This window comes from Sphingopyxis sp., assembly GCF_035686825.1.
In the GTDB taxonomy this organism is placed as follows: Bacteria; Pseudomonadota; Alphaproteobacteria; order Sphingomonadales; family Sphingomonadaceae; genus Sphingopyxis.
In genome coordinates this window covers 222,744-242,087 of the sequence record NZ_DASRYZ010000005.1, presented here as the reverse complement: position 1 = coordinate 242,087, position 19,344 = coordinate 222,744, and the positions used below count along the sequence as shown (strand labels likewise).

15 protein-coding genes and 1 tRNA gene are annotated in these 19,344 nt (G+C 67.0%); 11 read left to right on the top strand and 5 right to left on the bottom strand.

Annotation, left to right across the window (positions count from 1 at the left end; translation table 11 throughout):
* The first annotated feature begins 34 nt into the window (after nucleotides 1–34).
* From VFG17_RS12195 to VFG17_RS12185, 3 genes are read left to right on the top strand one after another with little or no spacing between them, the layout of a single operon-like run.
* On the top strand, nucleotides 35–619 hold the full coding sequence (locus VFG17_RS12195; protein ID WP_325029743.1) for a DUF1285 domain-containing protein: 585 nt from the start codon (nucleotides 35–37) through the stop codon (nucleotides 617–619).
* On the top strand, nucleotides 619–1,203 hold the full coding sequence (locus tag VFG17_RS12190; protein WP_325029742.1) for a CoA pyrophosphatase: 585 nt from the start codon (nucleotides 619–621) through the stop codon (nucleotides 1,201–1,203). Before VFG17_RS12195 ends, VFG17_RS12190 begins: the two co-directional genes overlap by 1 nt.
* Nucleotides 1,200–2,396, top strand: coding sequence for a CCA tRNA nucleotidyltransferase (locus VFG17_RS12185; protein WP_325029741.1), 1,197 nt, complete (start codon nucleotides 1,200–1,202; stop codon nucleotides 2,394–2,396). The genes VFG17_RS12190 and VFG17_RS12185 overlap by 4 nt, the downstream gene beginning before the upstream one ends.
* On the opposite strand, the gene VFG17_RS12180 is transcribed toward VFG17_RS12185, so the two are convergent.
* From VFG17_RS12180 to VFG17_RS12160, 5 genes are all read right to left on the bottom strand, one after another.
* A complete protein-coding gene (locus tag VFG17_RS12180) occupies nucleotides 2,369–4,018 on the bottom strand; it encodes a putative bifunctional diguanylate cyclase/phosphodiesterase (RefSeq protein WP_325029740.1) in 1,650 nt (549 codons plus the stop codon). The genes VFG17_RS12185 and VFG17_RS12180 overlap by 28 nt on opposite strands.
* A gap of 122 nt (nucleotides 4,019–4,140) precedes the next feature.
* Nucleotides 4,141–6,441: a DNA topoisomerase IV subunit A gene (gene parC / locus VFG17_RS12175; protein ID WP_325029739.1), complete on the bottom strand. Its 2,301-nt coding sequence runs from the start codon at nucleotides 6,439–6,441 to the stop codon at nucleotides 4,141–4,143.
* Between the two features lie 88 nt (nucleotides 6,442–6,529).
* Nucleotides 6,530–6,931, bottom strand: coding sequence for a DUF2497 domain-containing protein (locus tag VFG17_RS12170; RefSeq protein WP_325029738.1), 402 nt, complete (start codon nucleotides 6,929–6,931; stop codon nucleotides 6,530–6,532).
* Between the two features lie 104 nt (nucleotides 6,932–7,035).
* Nucleotides 7,036–8,529 carry a TolC family outer membrane protein gene (locus VFG17_RS12165; protein ID WP_325029737.1) on the bottom strand — a complete coding sequence of 498 codons (1,494 nt, stop codon included), beginning with the start codon at nucleotides 8,527–8,529 and terminating at the stop codon, nucleotides 7,036–7,038.
* A gap of 40 nt (nucleotides 8,530–8,569) precedes the next feature.
* On the bottom strand, nucleotides 8,570–9,232 hold the full coding sequence (locus tag VFG17_RS12160; protein WP_325029736.1) for a protein-L-isoaspartate O-methyltransferase: 663 nt from the start codon (nucleotides 9,230–9,232) through the stop codon (nucleotides 8,570–8,572).
* Between the two features lie 245 nt (nucleotides 9,233–9,477).
* On the opposite strand from VFG17_RS12160, the gene VFG17_RS12155 reads away from it, so the two are divergent.
* The 8 genes from VFG17_RS12155 (at nucleotide 9,478) to VFG17_RS12120 (ending at nucleotide 19,307) form a co-directional block, all read left to right on the top strand.
* Nucleotides 9,478–9,551 (top strand) — tRNA-Cys (locus tag VFG17_RS12155).
* A 384-nt stretch (nucleotides 9,552–9,935) separates the two neighbouring features.
* Nucleotides 9,936–10,316, top strand: a complete 381-nt coding sequence (locus VFG17_RS12150) for an OsmC family protein (RefSeq protein ID WP_325029735.1) — start codon at nucleotides 9,936–9,938, stop codon at nucleotides 10,314–10,316.
* Nucleotides 10,317–10,364: 48 nt separating this feature from the next.
* Nucleotides 10,365–10,985, top strand: coding sequence for a TetR/AcrR family transcriptional regulator (locus VFG17_RS12145; RefSeq protein ID WP_325029734.1), 621 nt, complete (start codon nucleotides 10,365–10,367; stop codon nucleotides 10,983–10,985).
* Between the two features lie 461 nt (nucleotides 10,986–11,446).
* The gene (locus VFG17_RS12140; RefSeq protein WP_325029733.1) at nucleotides 11,447–12,718 is read left to right on the top strand and encodes an efflux RND transporter periplasmic adaptor subunit; all 1,272 of its coding nucleotides are present in this window, start codon (nucleotides 11,447–11,449) and stop codon (nucleotides 12,716–12,718) included.
* Nucleotides 12,719–12,898: 180 nt separating this feature from the next.
* Complete coding sequence (locus VFG17_RS12135) at nucleotides 12,899–16,087, top strand: multidrug efflux RND transporter permease subunit (RefSeq protein WP_325029732.1); 3,189 nt, start codon at nucleotides 12,899–12,901, stop codon at nucleotides 16,085–16,087.
* Nucleotides 16,088–16,099: 12 nt separating this feature from the next.
* Nucleotides 16,100–17,509, top strand: coding sequence for a TolC family protein (locus tag VFG17_RS12130; protein WP_325029731.1), 1,410 nt, complete (start codon nucleotides 16,100–16,102; stop codon nucleotides 17,507–17,509).
* A 51-nt stretch (nucleotides 17,510–17,560) separates the two neighbouring features.
* The gene (locus VFG17_RS12125; RefSeq protein ID WP_325029730.1) at nucleotides 17,561–17,896 is read left to right on the top strand and encodes an NIPSNAP family protein; all 336 of its coding nucleotides are present in this window, start codon (nucleotides 17,561–17,563) and stop codon (nucleotides 17,894–17,896) included.
* A gap of 91 nt (nucleotides 17,897–17,987) precedes the next feature.
* A complete protein-coding gene (locus VFG17_RS12120) occupies nucleotides 17,988–19,307 on the top strand; it encodes a hypothetical protein (RefSeq protein WP_325029729.1) in 1,320 nt (439 codons plus the stop codon).
* Nucleotides 19,308–19,344: the final 37 nt, after the last annotated feature.

The window sequence follows — 19,344 nt, the reverse complement described above, 5'->3', positions numbered from 1 at the left end:
TTGCGCCCGCCGCGCGTCCGCCTATGTCGGATGGATGGTCACCTCCGCGCCTTCGCTTCCCAAGGACTTCTCGCAGCTCTCGCTCGCTGAAGCCGCCGAGTTGCTCGCGGCGCGCAAGCTGCCGCCGGTCGAGGATTGGCATCCCGAACGCGTCGGCGACAGCGCGATGGAAATCCGCGCCGACGGCAGCTGGTATCACGAGGGCGGCCGGATCAACCGCTCCGCGATGGTCCGGCTCTTCTCGACGATCCTGCGCCGCGAGCCCGACGGGAGCCACGTCCTCGTCACCCCGGCCGAAAAGCTGGTGATCGCGGTCGAGGACACGCCTTTTCGCGCGGTCGAGATGAAGAGCGAAGGCGAGGGGGAGCATCGCAAGCTTGTCTTCCGCCTCGATACCGACGACCTCGTGATGGCGGGCGCCGACCATGTGCTGAGCTTTGGCTGCGACGCCGACAATCCCGACCCGCGGCTGCACGTTCGCGGCGCCATCGGCAATGGGCTGGAGGCGCGGATCGACCGCGCGCTTTATTACGAGATCGTCGACATGGCGCTTGGCGAGCAGGCGGAACCGCCGGTGATCTGGTCGAACGGCGCCCGCTTCCCGCTGGTGGACGCCTGATGCTCTCCGAAAAGCTGCGCGACGCGCTCGATAATCTGCTGCCCGATCCGGGCGAGGACGAGGCCTATCTCGGGACGCCGACGCTACGCGACGCCGCGGTCCTCATCGCCTTCACCGACCGGGCCGATCCCGGCGTCATCCTCACCCAGCGGCCGCAATGGCTGCGTAGCCACGCGGGGCAGGTCGCCTTTCCGGGCGGCAAGATCGATCCGGGCGACCGCGATGCGATCGACGCGGCGCTGCGCGAAGCCGAAGAAGAGATTGGCCTCAATCGCCGCGACGTGATGATCGCGGGCGCGACCGAACCCTATCAGTCGGGCAGCGGATATCGGATCACCCCGGTGCTCGGCGTGATCCCGCCCGACCTCGCCTTCGATCCCAATCCCGACGAGGTCGACGACTGGTTCGAGGTGCCGCTCGACATCCTCTTCGACCCCGACAATTATGCGCGCCAACATGCGAATTTTCAGGGGCACGACCGCCATTATTATGACATGGACTGGCAGGGGCGGCGGATCTGGGGCGTGACGGCGGGAATCATCATCAATCTGGCGCGGCGCTTGCCGGCAGGCTGGCACCGTTGACGCGGCTCCCCGCCGCCGAATGGCGCGAGCGTCCGGGGCTGCGCCGGATCGTCGCCGCGCTCATCGCCGATGGCGGCGCGGTCAAGGCCGTCGGCGGCGCGGTGCGCGACACGCTGCTCGGCCTGCCCGTCGCCGACATCGATCTCGCGACCCCGCTGTTGCCGGAAGAGGTCACGCGGCGACTCGCGGCCGCCGATATCAAGGTCATCCCGACGGGTATCGCCCACGGCACGGTCACCGCGATCGCCAGCGGCGACCATCACGAGATCACGACGCTACGCCGCGATGTCGAAACCGACGGCCGCCGCGCGACGGTCGCCTTCGCCGACGACTGGCGCGACGACGCCGCGCGGCGCGATTTCACGATCAACGCGCTCTATGCCGACCCCGAGACGGGGGCGATCGACGACTGGTTCGGCGGGCTCGCCGACCTCGATGCGGGGCGGGTCGCTTTTATTGGCGACGCCGCTACGCGCATCGCCGAGGATCATCTGCGCATCCTGCGCTTCTATCGCTTCGCGGCACGGTTCGAGCGCGGCGATCTCGATTCCGTCAGCCACGCTGCGGTGGTCACCGCGCGCCAGTCGCTCAAAAGCCTGTCGCGCGAGCGGATCGCCGACGAACTGCTCAAGATCCTTGCGCTGCCCGATCCGCGCGCGATCGTCGGACAGATGGCCGCCGACGGCATTTTCGCGGTGCTGCTCCCCGAACTCGATGCGGGCTTCGCGGCCGCGTTCGACCGGCTCGTCGCCAATGAAAGGACGGCCGCCGCCGCCGTCACGCCGCTTCGCCGCCTCGCGGCGCTACTGCCGGGCGACGCCGCGGTTGCCGAACAGGTCGCGAGCCGGCTCCGCCTTTCGACGAGGCAGCGCAAGCATCTGGCGGCGCTCGGCAGACACCGCGCCGACGTCGAGCGCCCGATTCGCCAGCTCGCGCACGCGATCGGCGTCGACGCCGCGCGCGACGTCCACCTGCTCGCCGGCGATCCCGCCGCGATCGAAGCCTTGTCGGACTGGGCGGTTCCGCAGCTACCCCTGAAGGGCGGCGACATCGTCGCGCGCGGCGTCGCGGTCGGGCCCGAGGTCGCGCGCATCCTGAAGGCGGTCGAAGCCCAATGGGTCGCGGAGGATTTTCCCGGCGCGGCGCGCGTCGCCGAGCTCGTCGATCAGAAGATCGGCCGCACCAGCGACTGACGCCAATAGTCGAGCGCCGCCTTGCTATCCATTGGCCGCGCGAACAGGAAACCCTGCCCGAAATCGCAGCCGAGCGCCGACAGCAGCCGCGCCTGGTCGGTCGTCTCGACCCCCTCGGCGGTCGTCTTCATTCCCAGCACTTCGGCAAGGCTCTGGATCGTGCGGACGATCGCGACCTTGTCGCGGTCGTCGACCATATGCTCGACGAAGCTGCGGTCGATCTTGAGCACGTCGATCGGCAGGCGCTGGAGATAGGCGAGATTCGAATAGCCGGTGCCGAAATCGTCCATCGCGACGCGCGCGTCGAGCGCCTTCAATTCGCTCAGCACCGACAAAGCGAGGTCGGGGTCGCCGATGATCGCGCTTTCGGTGAGTTCGATCATCAGCCGTTCGCCGCCGATCTTGTGTTTTTCGAGTGCCTGGCGGACGACCCCGGCGACATCGTCGCGGACCAGCTGGATCGCCGAGACATTGACCGAGAAATAGGCATCGACGACCGCGCCACCATTCTGCTTGTCCCATTCGGCGAGCACCGCCGCCGCCTTGCCGATCGCCCATTGGCCGAGTGGAACGATCAGCCCCGAATCCTCGGCGATCGGGATGAATTCCGTGGGCGAGACCGCATGGCCGCTGCTGTTGTCCCACCGCGCAAGCGCCTCGAAACCGGCGACGCGGCCGCTCGACAGCTCGATCAGCGGCTGAAAGGCGAGGTGGAGCCGGTCTTCCTCGATCGCGTTGCGCAGCTCGGTTTCGAGCCCGAAGCGATTGTCCGACAGCATCGCGGCTTCGGGTTCATAGATTTCGATGCGATCGGTCTGCTTCGCGCGCTTGAGCGCGATCTGCGCATGCCGGATCTGGTCCGCGATATCGGTGTCAATCGCCGGCTGGATCGCACAGCCGAGCGCGCAGTCGACGCTGACCTTGAGTTCGCCGATGCGGAACGGATGGTCGAAGCAGCCGCGGATGCGCCGCGCCATTTCGCGCACGTCGGCGCGGCCGCCCGCGATGCGCGACGAGATGGCGAATTCGTCGCCGCCGGTGCGCGCCAGCATGTCGCCGCTGCGCAGGCTTGACTTCAATCGCCGCGCCACGGTGATGATCAGCTCGTCGCCCGCCATCGGGCCGATATGTTCGTTGATGCGCGAAAAGCGCGCGAGGTCGAGCAGCAGGATCGCATGGTCCCCGCCCGGTCCCTCGGTGCGCGCACGCTGTTCGACCAGCTCCTCGAATCCGGCGCGGTTGGGCAGTCCGGTCAGGCTGTCGGAGACGAGTTCGCGGCGCAGGTTGCGCTCGGTCATCATCTCTTGCGTCCGGTCGATCAGCGTCAGCAGGAACAGCCCATCGTCGCCCGATTCGGTGGGCAGCGGGCCGATCGATCCACGCAGGTCGCGCGCCGCCGGTCCCTCGCCGAGCTGGCACGAGAATTCCTGCGATTCCTCGGGATATTGCGAAGCGCGCTCGATCGCGCGCAGCAGTTCGATCGGCGCATCGACGCCGACCGGGGACAGGCTGAGCCGGTCGAAGGCGGCGTTGCTCGCATGAAGCCGGAAATTGCCGCGCGCCATCGGCCGGATCAGCGCGGCCGGTACCGGGAGAGCGTCGATCCATCCGACGAACAACAAGGGCCGGTCTTCGCCGGTTCTATCAATAGGCATAACAGAGGGTTTTGTGCGACCTTTCCCCATTGCCCAAAGCCTAGGTCACGGGAAGTAAAGAAGGGATTTACGGCTACATATAAATACGGTCAGCCGAAGCGATTATTCCGCGGGAAGCCCGTCGGCGGCATCCGGCCCGCCGCGCCGCGCGCGACGCGCCACGGCGCGAGGTCGGTTTCGGTCCGCGTCCGGCCGGTGTCGCCGCCCATCGCCCAGCTCAAACCCTCGGCAAAGGTGAAGCTGACCGCGTCGGAAAGGCCGCCGTCGCGATAGCGTTGCAGCATGACGCCCTGGCCGCGCGCCATCACTGGCACCTCGGCGAGCGGGAAAACGACGAGCTTGCGGTTCTCGCCGACCGCCGCGACGCTGTCGTCATGGGCCCCGATCGAGCGGACGACGGCGAGGGCCGCCTTCGGCTTCAGATTGACGACGTTGCGCCCCTTGCGTGTCTCGGCGACCACTTCGCTCATCTGCGCGACGAAACCGTGGCCGCTCGTCGAGGCGAGCAGCAGCCGGCCGTCGGCGGTCGCCGGGATCATCGCGACGATTCGCGCTTCGGGATCGATGTCGACCATCAGGCGCAGCGGCTCGCCGAAACCGCGGCCGCCGGGCAATTTGTCGGCGCCGACGGTAAAGAAACGCCCGTCGCTCGCGGCGATCAGCAGCTTGTCGGTCGTCTGCGCGTGCGCCGCGAACAGCAGTTCGTCGCCTTCCTTGAACTTGAACTCGCCCCACTGATCGGCTGCGACATGGCCGCGCTGGGCGCGAATCCAGCCGCGCTTCGACAGGATCACCGTCACCGGCTCCTTCTCGATCATCGCGTCGAGCGGGATTTCGCGCGTCGGCGCGGCTTCGGCGATCGTCGTGCGCCGCGCGCCGAGCAAGGTCTCGAGCCCATAGACGTCGCGCAGTTTCTCGAGGTCCTTGCGCAGCCGCGTTTTCTGCCGCGCCGGGCTTTCGACGAGCTTCGCAAGCTCCTCGCGCTCGGCGGTCAGGTCGGCTTGCTCGCGCTTGAGCTCCATTTCTTCGAGCTTGCGCAAGCTGCGCAGCCGCATGTTGAGGATCGCTTCGGCCTGCCGGTCGGTCAGGATGAACTCCGCGATCATCACCGGCTTGGGCTCGTCCTCGGTTCGGATGATTTCGATGATCCGGTCGAGATTGAGGAAAGCGATGATATAGCCCGCGACGAGTTCGAGCCGGTCGTCGATCTTGGCGATCCGGTGCTGCGCGCGGCGGACGAGGACGATGATCTGGTGCTGCAGCCATTCGGTGAGCAGCTGTTTCAGGCCCATCACCTTGGGTGTGCGCGTCGCGTCGAGCACGTTCAGATTGAGCGCGAAGCGGCTTTCGAGGTCGGTCAGCCGGAACAGGCTTTCCTTCAGCACCTCGGGGTCGACGTTGCGGCTCTTGGGTTCGAGCACGATGCGCAGGTCCTCGGCGCTCTCGTCGCGAACATCCTCGAGGATCGGGAGTTTCTTGTCGGCGATCAGCTGCGCGATCTGTTCGATCAGCTTGCCTTTGGCGACGCCATAGGGGATTTCGCTGATCACGAGCTGCCACGTGCCGCCCGACAGTTTCTCGATCCCGCCCTCTTCCCAGCTGCCGCCGGCCGTCTTGCCGGTCGAGAAGCGCGCGCGGACGCGAAAGCCGCCGCGGCCGGTTTCATAAGCGTGGGCGATCGTCTCCGGACTGTCGACGACGATGCCGCCGGTCGGGAAATCGGGGCCCTTCACATGTTCGAGCAGTTCGCCGAGTTCGGCATTCTGATTTTCGATCAGCAGCAGCGCGGCGCCGATCACTTCGGCGGCGTTGTGCGGCGGGATGTTCGTCGCCATGCCCACCGCGATCCCGCTCGCGCCATTGGCGAGCAGGTTCGGGAACAGCCCCGGCATGATTTCGGGCTCTTCATCCTCGCCATTATAGGTCGGGCGGAAATCGACGGTGCCCTCATCGAGCCCCTGCATCAGGTCGATCGCGACGCGCGTCAGCCGCGCCTCGGTGTAGCGATAGGCGGCGGCATTATCGCCGTCGATATTGCCGAAATTGCCCTGGCCGTCGACGAGCGGATAGCGGAGCGAGAAATCCTGCGCGAGGCGGACCATCGCGTCATAGACCGCGGTGTCGCCGTGCGGGTGGAATTTGCCGATGACGTCGCCGACGACGCGCGCCGACTTCTTGTAACCCTGGCTCGGGTCGAGCCGCATCGCGCGCATCGCCCAGAGCAGGCGGCGGTGGACGGGCTTCAGTCCGTCGCGCAGATCGGGAAGCGAGCGCGCCGTGATCGTCGACAGCGCATAGACGAGATAGCGTTCGGACAGCGCGCTGTCGAACGGGGTATCAATGCTGTCACCGGGCTCTGAAGGGGGAAGATCGTCTGTCGTGCTGGCCATTGTCCGCAGCCGATAGCAAGGCTGGCGCGCCAAGGCAAAGGCTTGCGTAAATGCGGCGCTATACGGGCAAGCGCCCGGAATTCAGCAACTAGAATTTGCGGCCGGTAATCCGGCTGATTTCCTTGGCCACCATCGCCTCGACGAGCGCGGGCAGGTTGGCGTCGAGCCAGTCCTTGAGCATCGGGCGCAGCGCGTCGAGAACGACGTCTTCCATCGTGCGGCCGGCGGCCGCGGGCGGTGCGGCGACAACCGCTGCGGCAACCGCGGGCGCGACCGCGGCGGTCAGCGCCTCGAGCGACTGGCGCGCGGCATCGGCGCTCGCTTCGGAGACCAGCTCCGCAGCTTCGGGCGCCTCCTCGGCGGCGGCGCGATCTTCCTGCTCCTGAAGGTCGAGAATATCGTCGGCTTCGGCGACGCGCACCTCGCGCGCGGCGCCGGGCGCCTCGTCGCGCGCGATCACGCGCCGAATCGACGACAAGATATCTTCCATCGACGGTTCCCGCGACATATCGCCCATAACAAACCCCCTAAACCATCACGATTACCGGATGGTTAACCCTTCTCTTACTGATTCGGGGCGGGTTTTGCCAAGCCTTATTGTGGCGCGAGCGCGGGCGGGCCTTCGGGAACGCCGGCATTGGCGGCGGGGACGGCGCGCGTGTCGTTCGCGACCTGCTGCGGCGCCGGATCGTCGGCCCAGTCCCAGATCTCGCCCTTCACGCGGCGGTAATTGACCTCGGGGTCATAGAGCGCGCCGCCTTCGAGTCCCAGGTCGCGCGCCTCGGCCTTGCCCATCGCCGCGAGCACCGAGAAGGCGGCGACATAGGAGTTGCGCTGCGCCGAGACGAGCTGGACCTGCGTGTTCAGATATTCCTGTTCGGCGTTCAAAATGTCGAGGATCGAGCGGGTGCCGACGCTGTTTTCGGCGCGCACGCCTTCGAGCGACAGCGCGTTCGCGCTCACCGCCTGCCGCGTCGCGGCGATGATGCGTTCGTTCGCCTGCCACGCGGCATAGGCGCCGCGCGTCTGCGCGATAACGCCGCGTTCGACCTCGATATATTGCTCGATCGCCTGGCTGCTGCGCGACTGCGCCTGACGCACCTGCGCCGAGCGGCGGCCGCCGGTGAAGATCGGCAGTGTGACCTGCACCCCCGCCGCGGCGTTCGACGTTTCCTGGAGCACGTTGACGCCGGGAACGCCGCTATTCAGCGATCCGAGGAAATTATTATAGCCGCCGTTGAGGATCGCCGACACCTTGGGCGCGCGGCTCGACTTGGCGGTGCCGATGTCAGCCTTCGACGCGTTGACCAGCTCGTTCGCCGATTCGATGTCGGGGTTGTTGCCCAGCGCGACCGTGACCGCATCCTCGGCGGTGCCGGGCAGGTTCGGGAGCTGCGGCGGCGCCTGCAGATCGACCGGCGCCTCGCCGACGAGGCGGATATAGCCCTCGCGGCTGGCGATCAGATTGGCTTCGGCGGTGCGCAGGTCGCCTTCCGCGAGCGCGAGCCGCGCTTCGGACTGGGCGACGTCGGTGCGGGTCAGGTCGCCGATCTCGAACCGGTCGCTCGTCGCCTGGAGGTTGGTGCGCAGGACCGAGACATTCTTCTGGTTGAGCTGCACGATCGCCTGGTCGCGGATGACGTCCATATAGGCGCCGACGACCTGCGAGAAGATGCTCGCCTCGGTCGCGCGGAGGTCCGCTTGGCCCGCCTCGACGCGATATTTCGCGGCGCGCACCGCGTTGCGCACCGCGCCGCCCTGATAGAGCGGGACGGTCAGCTGCCCGCCGGCGGTCAGCGAACGCCCGGGCGCGTTGAAGCTGTTGCCCGGGATGATCAGATTTTCTTCATAGCTCGCCTGGGTGCTGATGTCGGGAAGGCCAAAGCTTTTTTCGATAGGGACATTTTCGTCGTTCGCGCGCTGGCCGGCGCGCGCCGCGGTCAGCGTCGGGTTGTTCTCATACGCCTTCGCCAGCGCCCCCTGCAAGGTTTCCGCCTCTGCGCCCACAGGCAGCAGCAACGCCCCCGCCGCAAGGCCGGCAAGCCAACGGGCACGACGAAGGGACTGTTTCTTATCGGTATCGGTCATCGTGGTGTCAGCCTGAAGCAAGGAGGGATGGGCCGGATCGTCAGAATTGAAAGCCCGAGGGCGCGGCGAAGCCGGGCAGCGGCGCGACGTCCATGTCGGCGAAGCTGCGCAGCGCGACGTTGCCGCCGACCTTGACGCCTTCGACCAGCCGCGTGACCGCGCCTTCGCGGCGCGCCGCGACGAGCCGGCCGCCCTCGGCGAGCTGCTGGGCGAGCGCGGCGGGCAGCGTTTCGATCGCACCTTCGACGATGATGCGGTCGAAGGGTGCGGCATCGGGCGCGCCCGCGACGAGCGGGCCCTGAACCCAATGGATATTGCCATCTGCGGTTGCAGTCTGCGCCGCAGCCATCAGTTCCGCATCTTCCTCGACGGCATGGACGTCGGCGCCAAGCCGGGCGAGGAGCGCCGCGGTATAGCCGGTCGCGCTGCCGACGAGCAGGACGCGCGTGCCGGGGCGCACCGCCGCGGCGACGAGCATCCGGCCGGTGACCAGCGGCGCGTTGAGCGTGCGGCCCGCACCGAGCGCGATCGCGCGGTCCGTATAGGCGACGCCGGCGAGCGCGGCGGGCGCATGCGCCTCGCGCGGCACCGTGGCCATCGCGCCGATCACCGCGGGATCGATGACGTCGTTCGTTCTGAGCTGGCTGTCGATCATGGCGGAGCGCATCTCCGCCGCCGTGATTTCGCTAAACTTCGTCGCCATCAGCCTTGTTCCGATTCCCTGGGGTTAAGCCTTTGCGGGCAACTCTAGCCGAAGCGACGCTGTATTGCAATAGTAATACAGCCAAGCCGCCCGCTGCGGCGCGCATAGCCCGCCCGCGCCGGACCGCCAAGCCCGCATCGGCCGATGATCGCGCACGATAGGGATTCGAAATAGCGAAACAAGCGGATTGCCAGTGCCAAATGAAACCGCTAGGGGCGCTGTCTCCACGCATTTCAAGCGCCTGAGGCCCGATGGCGGAGTGGTGACGCAGCGGACTGCAAATCCGTATACGCCGGTTCGATTCCGGCTCGGGCCTCCAAAATTTCCCCGCAAGATATCATGGCACCCCCGCACAGGGGATAGCGGTCTTTCCTGACGGCAAGCTGACGGCGGGCGCATTCATCGCAATTTCCGACCTTCAGCCCCGCAACGACAAAGGGCCGCCCCTTTCGGGACAGCCCTTCCATTGTCTTGCCTGTCGCGGACAGCTTAGCCGAGCTTGACCCCCGCGAGGACGGTCATGCTCAAATCTGCCGCATGTGGCGTGTGACAATGAGACATTCGACCACCTCCTTTCGCTTGTTGACGATGATTTCAATCTAGGGTTTCCGGCGGCCGATGCAAGAGATGGCGAAAGTGGGGCCTTGCCGATTGCGCATCGGGCGGGAAAGAATATCTCTGGAATCGCTGGAAGGACAAACTCATGGCCCATGGAACCGCCCGTATCGGCAAGGATCATTATCGCACAGAGATCGAGGTCGGCGGTCACGCGCTGGTCGGCGACGAGGGGCCGGGGCTGGGTGGGCAGAATCTCGGGCCCGCACCCTATGATTTCCTGCTCGCCGGGCTCGGCGCCTGCACCGCGATCACGCTGCGCATGTATGCCGACCGCAAGGAGTGGCCGCTCGAATCGATCGAGGTCGGTTTGCGGTTGGTCCATCAGGACGGGCTGCGGATCGATCGCGTGCTGACGATCGCCGGGCTCGACGCCGAACAAAAGGCGCGGCTTGCCGACATTGCCGAGCGGACGCCGGTCACGCTGACGCTGAAGGGCGGGCTGCCGATCGACACCCGCCTCGCCTGACCGCCGCCACTGGACATTTTGTCCCGCCTCACTTATATACCAGCCGTTATGGAAATCGAAACCGTCCCTGCCTCCGCCCCGCACAAGGGCCGCCCGCGCGAATTTTGCGTCGATGCGGCGCTGGCGGCGGCGCTACGCGTCTTCTGGTCGAAGGGCTATGAAGGCGCCTCGATGGCCGATCTGACCGAAGCGATGGGGATCACCAAGCCCAGCCTCTATGCCGCCTTCGGCAACAAGGAGGCGCTCTTCAACAAGGCGCTCGACATGTATGAGCGCGAAAAGGCCGACTATATGCGCGCGGCGCTCGAAGCGCCGACCGCGCGCGGGGTCGCCGAGCGGCTGATGTACGGCGCGCTCGACATGTACACTTGCCCCGAGAATCCGAACGGCTGCCTCGGCGTGATCACCTCGGTCGCGTGCGGCGCCGAGGCCGAATGTATTCGCGAGGCGGTGCTCGAACGCGGCGCGGCGGCGAAGCGCGCGATGCTCGAACGCTTTGCGCGTGCCAAGGAAGAGGGCGACTTTCCGCCCGATACTGACGCCGAAGGGCTGGCCGCTTTCCTGACTGCGGTCAATCAGGGCATGTCGGTGCAGGCGGGCGCGGGCGCGACGCGCGCCGAGCTCGAGCGGCTGGTCGAAACCAGCCTGAAGCTGTGGCCGGGGCGTTGATCTGAGAATTGCGCCGCGGAAAAACCGGCACCCACTTTTTCGGTAAACGCTTCGAAAGAAAAATTTTACTGCCCGGTACAGAATGCGCTTGACGCAGCGCAACATGACTTATATACCACTCAGTATACAAAAGAGGCTCTCCCCCGAGACCGGCCGCCGCCTGGCAAAGTTCATGCGGCGGCCGGAAGTTTCACCATCGAATATTTTCCCGGGAGCGGGTCTTGCTCCGGTCGGGCGTCCGCTGACGTTCGTCCGCAAGACATAGACAGGGACCCCGCGCGCGCAGGTGATGCGTGCGGCGGGACAGGGCGGCCGTCCTCTTCGAAGAGGGCCCTCTGGCAACAAGGACCAATTGCGACACTGGCCGGGAGCAGGCGCTTCCGGCATCGGCCGTCTGCGCCTCCCTCCCCTCTCCCCGGGGGCGCAGGCGGCCGAAACGAACAAAAGAAGAGGGCATATTCATGACCGTCCACACCCCGATCGAAAAGCTCGACCCCGCCGATGCGAAGGTCCGCCGCGAACTCAAGACATTGCTCCATCCCGCGCGCGGCCGCCGCGCCGCGTGGATCGGCGCGTTCCTCATATTGATCGTCGGCGCCTGGTGGCTGCTCCGCGACGGCGCGCCGCCGGCCGCCGCCGCCCCCGCGCCGGTGCTGACCGTCGCGGCGCCGATCGCGCGCGAGGTGACGCTGTGGGACGAATATATCGGCCGCTTCGAAGCGTCGAAGGCGGTCGAGGTGCGTCCGCGCGTCTCGGGCGCGATCACCGCGATCCACTTCACCGACGGGCAGGTCGTGCGCAAGGGCCAGCCGCTCTTCACCATCGACCCGCGCCCCTATCGCGCCGCGCTCGCCGAAGCGCGCGCCTCGGCAGCGAGCGCGCGCAGCGATCTTGCGCTCGCAAAGCTCGAACTCGACCGCGCGAGCCGGCTCGTCGACATCGAAGCGGTGTCGCAGAGCGAGATCGACCGGCTGCGCGCAACGGTCAATGCGGCGACGGCGGCGCTCGCCGGCGCCGATGCGCGCATCGCGGCGCGCGCGCTCGATGTCGAATTCACCACCGTCCGCGCGCCGCTCTCGGGCCGCATCTCGGACCGCCAGATCGACGCGGGCAACCTCGTGTCGGCGGGCGATGCCGGCGGCACCTTGCTCACCACGATCAACGCGCTCGACCCGATCTACTTCACCTTCCAGGGTTCGGAAGCCTTGTTCCTCAAGACCAAGCGCGAAGGCGGCCAGAAGGGCGCCGACGTCGAAGTCCGCTTGCAGGACGAGAATGACTATCGCTGGAAGGGCCGGATCGACTTCACCGACAACGGCCTCGACCCGCGCTCGGGCACGATCCGCGCGCGCGGCCGCTTCGACAATCCCGAGATGTTCCTGACCCCCGGCATGTTCGGCAACATGCGCCTGTCGACCGGCCAGACGGCGCGCGCGCTGCTCGTCCCCGCCGCCGCGGTGCAGACCGACCAGGCGCGCAAGATCGTCTATGTCGTCGGCAAGGACGGCATGGTCGTGGCGAAACCGGTCGAAATCGGCCCCGAAGTCGACGGCCTTCGCGTCATCCGCTCGGGACTGACATCGGCCGATCAGGTCGTCGTCAACGGCTATCAGTTCGCGCGGCCCGGCACCAAGGCGGTGACCAAGGCGGGCAAGATCGCCGCCGACGCGCCCGACAAGGCGCCGGCAGGTCCGAACGAGCCGGTGTCGGCGCAGGCGACCTTCGCGAAGTGACCTTTCTTCTCCCCTCCCGCTTGCGGGAGGGGGTGGCCAGAGTCACGTGCCTCTGACCACGGGTGGGCCAGCTTCGTCTCAATGGCCCACCCCGCTGCGCCCCGGATCAAGTCCGGGGCTCGCCACCCCTCCCGCAAGCGGGAAGGGAGATATGACAGATCATAGAACAGGGGCTCTCCCATGCGCCTATCACGCTTTTTCATCGACCGGCCGATCTTCGCTGCCGTGCTCGCCGTCATCATCACCATCGTCGGGGCGGTCGCCTATATTGGGCTGCCCGTGTCGCAATATCCCGACATCGTCCCGCCGACGGTGACGGTGACCGCGAACTACCCCGGCGCCTCGGCCGAAACCGTCGCCGACACGGTGGCGGCGCCGATCGAGCAGGAAATCAATGGCGTCGACAATATGCTCTATATGAGCAGCCAGTCGACCGGCGACGGCAATGTCACGATCACCGTCACCTTCAAGATCGGCACCGACCTCGACGCCGCGCAGGTGCTCGTGCAGAATCGCGTCGCGATCGCGACCCCGCGCCTCCCCGAAACGGTGCAGCGGCTGGGCGTCGTGACGCGCAAGACGTCGCCCGACTTCCTGATGGTCGTCAACCTCGTCTCGCCCGACAAGTCGCTCGATCGCGCCTATATCTCCAACTATGCGCTGACCCAGCTCCGCGACCGGCTCAGTCGCATCGACGGCGTCGGCGACGTGCGGCTGTTCGGCAACCGCGACTATGCGATGCGCGTGTGGATCGATCCCGGCCGCGCCGCCGCGCTCGACCTGACCGCGGGCGAGATCGTCGCCGCGCTGCGCCGCGAGAATGTGCAGGTCGCGGCGGGCACGCTCGGCCAGCCTCCCTATGCGGGTGGCAGCGACTTCCAGCTCAACGTCGAAACGCAGGGGCGCCTTTCCGATCCCAAGGATTTCGCCAATATCGTCATCCGCAGCGATGCCGACGGGCGGCAGGTCCGCGTGTCGGACGTCGCGCGCGTCGAACTCGGTGCGTCGGACTATAACAGCAACACCTATCTCTCGGGCGATCCGACCGTGATCATGGCGGTGTTCCAGCGCCCCGGGTCGAACGCGCTCGCCGCCGCCGAAGCGGTCGAGGCCGAAATGGCGGCGTCATCGAAGAATTTCCCCAAGGGCCTCGAATATCGCGTCATCTATAACCCCACCGAATTCATCGCCCAGTCGATCGACGCGGTGATGGACACTTTGCTCGAAGCCGTCGTGCTCGTCGTTATCGTCATCCTTGTTTTCTTGCAGAAATGGCGCGCCGCGATCATCCCCGTGCTCGCGATCCCGGTGTCGCTGATCGGCACCTTCGCGGTGCTCGCGGGCGTCGGCTACAGCCTCAACAATCTCTCGCTCTTCGGGCTCGTGCTCGCGATCGGCATCGTCGTCGACGACGCGATCGTCGTCGTCGAGAATGTCGAACGCAATCTCGAGAAGGGCATGTCCGCGCTCGAAGCCGCGCGGACCTCGATGGACGAGGTGTCGGCGGCCCTCGTCGCCATCGTGCTCGTGCTCTGCGCGGTGTTCGTGCCGACGCTGTTCCTCACTGGCCTGTCGGGCGCCTTCTATCAGCAGTTCGCGGTGACCATCTCGACCGCGACGATCATCTCGCTGGTCCTGTCGCTCACCCTGTCGCCCGCGCTCGCGGCGATCCTGCTGCGCGGCCATTCGGCGCCGGCGAACGAGGGCAGGGGCATGCAGATGCTCCGCCGCGCCGGCGACGCGTTCAACCGCAATTTCGAGCGGATGAGCGATGCCTATGCGCGGCTCACCGCACGGCTGGTGCGCGCGCCCAAAAAGATGATGGTCTCCTATGCGGGCCTGATCGCCGCGACCGCGGCACTGTTCTGGGCGACGCCGACGGGCTTCATCCCCGCGCAGGACCAAGGCTATTTCCTCGTCGTCGCCAAGCTGCCCTCGGGCGCTTCGGTCGAGCGCACCGATGAAGTGCTGCAGAAGGTCGCGCGGCGCGTGCTGCCGGTCGACGGCGTGCTCGGGTCGGTGATGCTCGCAGGCTTCGACGGTCCGTCGCAGACGCTCGCGCCCAACTCGGCCGCCGCCTATTTCCCGCTCAAATCCTTCGAGGAGCGCAAGGAACTGGGAGTCACGTTCGAGGACATCATGGCCGAGGCGCAAAAGCGCACCGCCGACATCACCGAGGCGCAGATCGTGATCATCCCGCCGCCGCTGATCCAGGGCATCGGCTCGGCGGGCGGCTACCGGATGGTCGTGCAGGATCGCGGCGGCCATGGCTATGCGGCGCTCGCGAACGAGGTGAACAATCTGATCGGCAAGGCGAACCAGACCCCCGGCCTCGCCAACGTCTTCACCTTCTTCGACCCGACCAACCCGCGCGTTTTCGCCGATATCGACCGGGCGAAGGCGAATGCGCTCGGCGTGCCGCCCGAGCGGGTGTTCGAGGCGTTGCAGGTCTATCTGGGATCGGCGTTCGTCAACGACTTCAACCTGCTCGGCCGCACCTATCGCGTCACCGCGCAGGCCGATGCGCCCTTCCGCCAGAGCGTTTCCGATATCGCCAATCTCCAGACGCGGTCGAACAGCGGCGCGATGGTGCCGATCGGATCAGTCGCCAATTTCGAGGACCGCACGGGACCGTACCGCGTCACGCGCTACAACCTCTTCCCCGCGGTCGAGATCGACGGCGACACCGCGCCGGGCGCGTCCTCGGGCGCGGCGCTGACGACGATGGAAAAGATTGCGACCGAGTCGCTTCCGGCGGGTTACGGCACCGAATGGACGGGCATCGCCTTTCAGCAGAAGGCGGCCGCGAACACCGCGGGGATCGTCTTCGCGCTCGCGGTGCTGTTCGTCTTCCTCGTGCTCGCGGCACAATATGAAAGCCTGGTGCTGCCACTCGCGATCATCCTGATCGTGCCGATGTGTCTGCTCGCGGCGATGATCGGCGTGAACCTGCGCGGCATGGACAATAATGTCCTGACGCAGATCGGGCTCGTCGTGCTCATCGCGCTGGCGGCGAAGAATGCGATCCTGATCGTCGAATTCGCCAAGCAGGCCGAGGAACAGGACGGCTTGTCGCCGATCGATGCCGCGGTGCGCGCCGCGCGCGACCGCCTGCGTCCGATCCTGATGACGAGTTTCGCCTTCATCCTCGGCGCGGTGCCGCTGCTCATCGCGAGCGGGGCAGGGGCGGAACTGCGCCAGGCGCTCGGCACCGCGGTGTTCTTCGGCATGCTCGGGGTGACGGCGTTCGGCCTCATTTTCACCCCGACCTTCTATGTCGTGTGCCGCGCGCTCGGCGACTGGTTCGCCGCGCGCCGCAAGCGCGGAGACGACGAGCATGGCGCGGCGCTGCCCGTGCCGGCGGAATAAGGAGAAAAGACCATGATCCTCCGCAATATCCTCACCGCCGCCTCGGCCTTGGCGCTCGCCGCCTGCGCCGTCGGCCCCGATTACAAGGCGCCGCAATCGGCATCGGCGCCCGCCGCGACCGGCGCGTTCGTTTCGGTGAACAGCCCCGCGGTGTCGCTCGCCCCTGTGGCGGCCGACTGGTGGCGTCTCTATGACGATCCCGTGCTCGACGGGCTGGTTGCCGATGCGCTTGCCAACAACACCGACGTGCGCGTTGCGGTCGCGAATATCGCGAAGGCGCGTGCGGCGCTGCGCGGGGCCCGGTCGGACCGGTTGCCGCAGACGCAGATCGGCGCCGGCGCCAATTACGGCCGCAATCCCGAAGGCCAGCGCCTTCCGAGCGCGGACCGCGAGGATTGGACCGTCGATGTCGGCGCCAATATTTCCTACGAGGTCGACCTGTTCGGCCGCGTCAGCCGTTCGGTCGAGGCGGCGCGCGGCGACACCGAGGCGGCCGAAGCGAATGCCGACGCGGTGCGCGTGATCGTCGCCGCCGACACGACCCAGGCCTATGCGGACGCCGCGTCGGGCGCCGCCCGGCTCGATGTCGCGCGGCGGATCGTCGACCTGCTCGGCCAGCAGGTGAAACTCACCGAGCGGCGCAAGGAGGTCGGCATGGCGACCGGCCTCGACCTTGCGCGCATCGCGACGCTGCGCGACCAGCGCGCCGCCGACATTCCCTCCATCGAGGCCGAGCGACAGGCGGCATTGTTCCGCCTCGCGACTCTGACCGGTCGTGCGCCCGCTGCGCTCCCCGCGATCGCGGGGACACGCAACATCAGCCTCGAAATCACCGATCCCATCCCGGTCGGTGATGGGGCGGCGCTGCTGAAGCGCCGTCCCGACATTCGCGCCGCCGAGCGCCGCCTGGCCGCCGATACCGCGCGTATCGGGGTCGCTACGGCGGACCTTTATCCGCGCATCACGCTTGGCGGTTCGGTGGGGTCGACGGGCGCGGGCTTCGGCGATGTGTTCGGCGGCGGGCCGCTGCGCTGGCTGCTCGGGCCCTTGCTCAATTGGGCTTTTCCCAATCAGGAGCCCGCGCGGGCGCGGATCGCGGCGGCGGAGGCCGACACGCAGGCGTCGCTCGCCGAATTCGACGGCACGGTGCTGCGCGCGCTCGAGGAGACCGAAACCGCGCTCACCGCCTATGCCCGCTCGCTCGAACAGCGACAGGCGCTGCGCGCCGCGCGCGATCAGGCCGAGCGCGCGGCGCGGATCGTCCGTGCGAAGCGGCAGGAAGGCGCGTCGGATTCGCTCGAATGGCTCGATGCCGAGCGGACCTTCGCCGAAACCGAAGCGGTGCTCGCGGCGCAGGACGGGCAGATCTCGCGACGCCAGATCGCGTTGTTCCGCGCGCTCGCGGGCGGCTGGTCGAGCTAGGCTTGCCGGAATCGGGCGTGCTAAAAGACGGTTTCGCCCGTGGAGGAAAAGATGATTACCTGTGTCGTCGATTATCGCATCGATCCCGGACAGATTGCGGCGTTCGAACGTTTCGCGCGGGCGTGGATATATCTCGTCAACAAGCATGGCGGGCAGCATCACGGATATTTCCTGCCGTCCGAAGGGGCCAGCGACCGCGCGCTGGCGCTCTTCAGTTTTGAAAGCCTTGCAGCCTACGAACGCTATCGGCAGCTGTTCGGCGTCGACGCCGAATTTATCGAGGCCGACCGCATCCGCGATGCGAGCGGCTGTGTGATACGGTACGAGCGGACATTCATGCGGCCGTTGCTCCCCGCCGATGTTGCGGGGTTCCCCGAGGGCTTTTAACGAAGCGAGCCTCACATCGTTTACGCCGCTTTTACCAGTCCCGGTGCATGACATCGTCCTGAGTTTCGACTGGGGATGAATGATGGACAGCATGCGCGGACTGCTTTCGGGCAGCCACGACCAGGAAGATGGGGCGATCGACGCGCCCGCGTCGGTCGGCGTCGACGAACGGCGGATGCAGGTCCGGGCCTATAATTACTGGGCGTCGCTGCTCGCCGACCGCGCTTACCCCTCGGTCGAGGATCTCGACCTCGAAGGCGCCGATTTCGGGCCGCATTCGGTGCTGCTCGATTTTACCGCCGGCGTCGAAAATCCGGGCATCGCCTTCATCGGCGACACGCTTCGCGCCGAGTCGCAGATCGACGAGGATGTCCATTATATCAGCCAGATTCCGGGGCGTTCGCTGCTCTCGCGGCTGACCGACCATTATCTCCAGATCATCGCCAACCGCGCCCCGATCGGCTTCGAGGCCGAGTTCGAGAGCGATCGCGGCGTCACGATCATGTACCGCGGCATATTGCTGCCCTTTTCCTCCGACGACGACACGATCGACTTCATCATGGGGGTGATCAACTGGAAGGAAGCGGCCCCCGCCGATCAGGCCGAGGAACTGCAATTGTCGGTCGAACAGGCGCTGCGCAGCGCCGCGCCGCTGACCGCGCCGGTGCCGGTGTGGGCCGACGGTCCCGACTCGGGGCATCTGGGCGACGATGTCGATGCCGCTCCCGGCTTTGCCGCGCTGCAGGGTGAGGATGATTTTTATGTCGACCTGTCGGTGGACGGCGATGTCGCGGCCGATCCGGACGCGGACGCCGAACTCGCCGACTGGCTCGCGCTCGCGCGCGAAACCGCCGAGCGGGCGGTCGCCGCCGACAGTCGGAGTCGTGGTGCGCTCTATCAGGCGGTCGGCAAGGCATGGGATTTCGCGCTGGCGGCCGAGGCGCAGCCCGAAGCCTTCGCTGAGCTGCTCGACGACGCCGGGCTGACGGTACAGGATCGCGCGCCGATGACGCCGATCGTGAAGCTTGTCTTCGGTGCCGCCTATGACAAGACGCGCCTCGCCGAATATGCCTGCGTGCTCAGCCACGCAAAGAATGAAGCTGTCGGTCGCGGTGAACTCGCCGCCTATCTCGATCGCTATCCGGGCGGGCTCAAGGGTCTCGTCAAGGACACGCGCGCGCGCCGCAAGCCCGCCGACGGCGGCGAGCGCGCGGACGCGAAGCTCGAAGCGCTTCGCCGCGCGCATCCCGCGCTGATCCTCGAACATGATGCCGGCGACGCCGAATTCGTCGTGCTGATCGCGCGCGCGATGCCCGGCGGCCATATCGGGATCGTCGCCAAGGCGGCCGACGATCCCGCGCTGGTTGCGAAGCTGGCGAAGAAGGCGGTCGCGATCACGCCTGGCGGCTGATGGGCGTCTGATAGCGTTCACGCAACAGACAATCCCA

Bases quoted from the DNA above. Each gene is read 5' to 3' on its own strand.
- VFG17_RS12195 (WP_325029743.1), top strand. From the start codon at position 35: ATGGTCACCTCCGCGCCTTCGCTTCCCAAGGACTTCTCGCAGCTCTCG.
- VFG17_RS12190 (WP_325029742.1), top strand. From the start codon at position 619: ATGCTCTCCGAAAAGCTGCGCGACGCGCTCGATAATCTGCTGCCCGAT.
- parC (WP_325029739.1), bottom strand. From the start codon at position 6,441: ATGGCCAGCACGACAGACGATCTTCCCCCTTCAGAGCCCGGTGACAGC.
- VFG17_RS12170 (WP_325029738.1), bottom strand. From the start codon at position 6,931: ATGGAAGATATCTTGTCGTCGATTCGGCGCGTGATCGCGCGCGACGAG.
- VFG17_RS12165 (WP_325029737.1), bottom strand. From the start codon at position 8,529: ATGACCGATACCGATAAGAAACAGTCCCTTCGTCGTGCCCGTTGGCTT.
- VFG17_RS12160 (WP_325029736.1), bottom strand. From the start codon at position 9,232: ATGGCGACGAAGTTTAGCGAAATCACGGCGGCGGAGATGCGCTCCGCC.
- VFG17_RS12150 (WP_325029735.1), top strand. From the start codon at position 9,936: ATGGCCCATGGAACCGCCCGTATCGGCAAGGATCATTATCGCACAGAG.
- VFG17_RS12145 (WP_325029734.1), top strand. From the start codon at position 10,365: ATGGAAATCGAAACCGTCCCTGCCTCCGCCCCGCACAAGGGCCGCCCG.
- VFG17_RS12140 (WP_325029733.1), top strand. From the start codon at position 11,447: ATGACCGTCCACACCCCGATCGAAAAGCTCGACCCCGCCGATGCGAAG.
- VFG17_RS12135 (WP_325029732.1), top strand. From the start codon at position 12,899: ATGCGCCTATCACGCTTTTTCATCGACCGGCCGATCTTCGCTGCCGTG.
- VFG17_RS12130 (WP_325029731.1), top strand. From the start codon at position 16,100: ATGATCCTCCGCAATATCCTCACCGCCGCCTCGGCCTTGGCGCTCGCC.
- VFG17_RS12125 (WP_325029730.1), top strand. From the start codon at position 17,561: ATGATTACCTGTGTCGTCGATTATCGCATCGATCCCGGACAGATTGCG.
- VFG17_RS12120 (WP_325029729.1), top strand. From the start codon at position 17,988: ATGCGCGGACTGCTTTCGGGCAGCCACGACCAGGAAGATGGGGCGATC.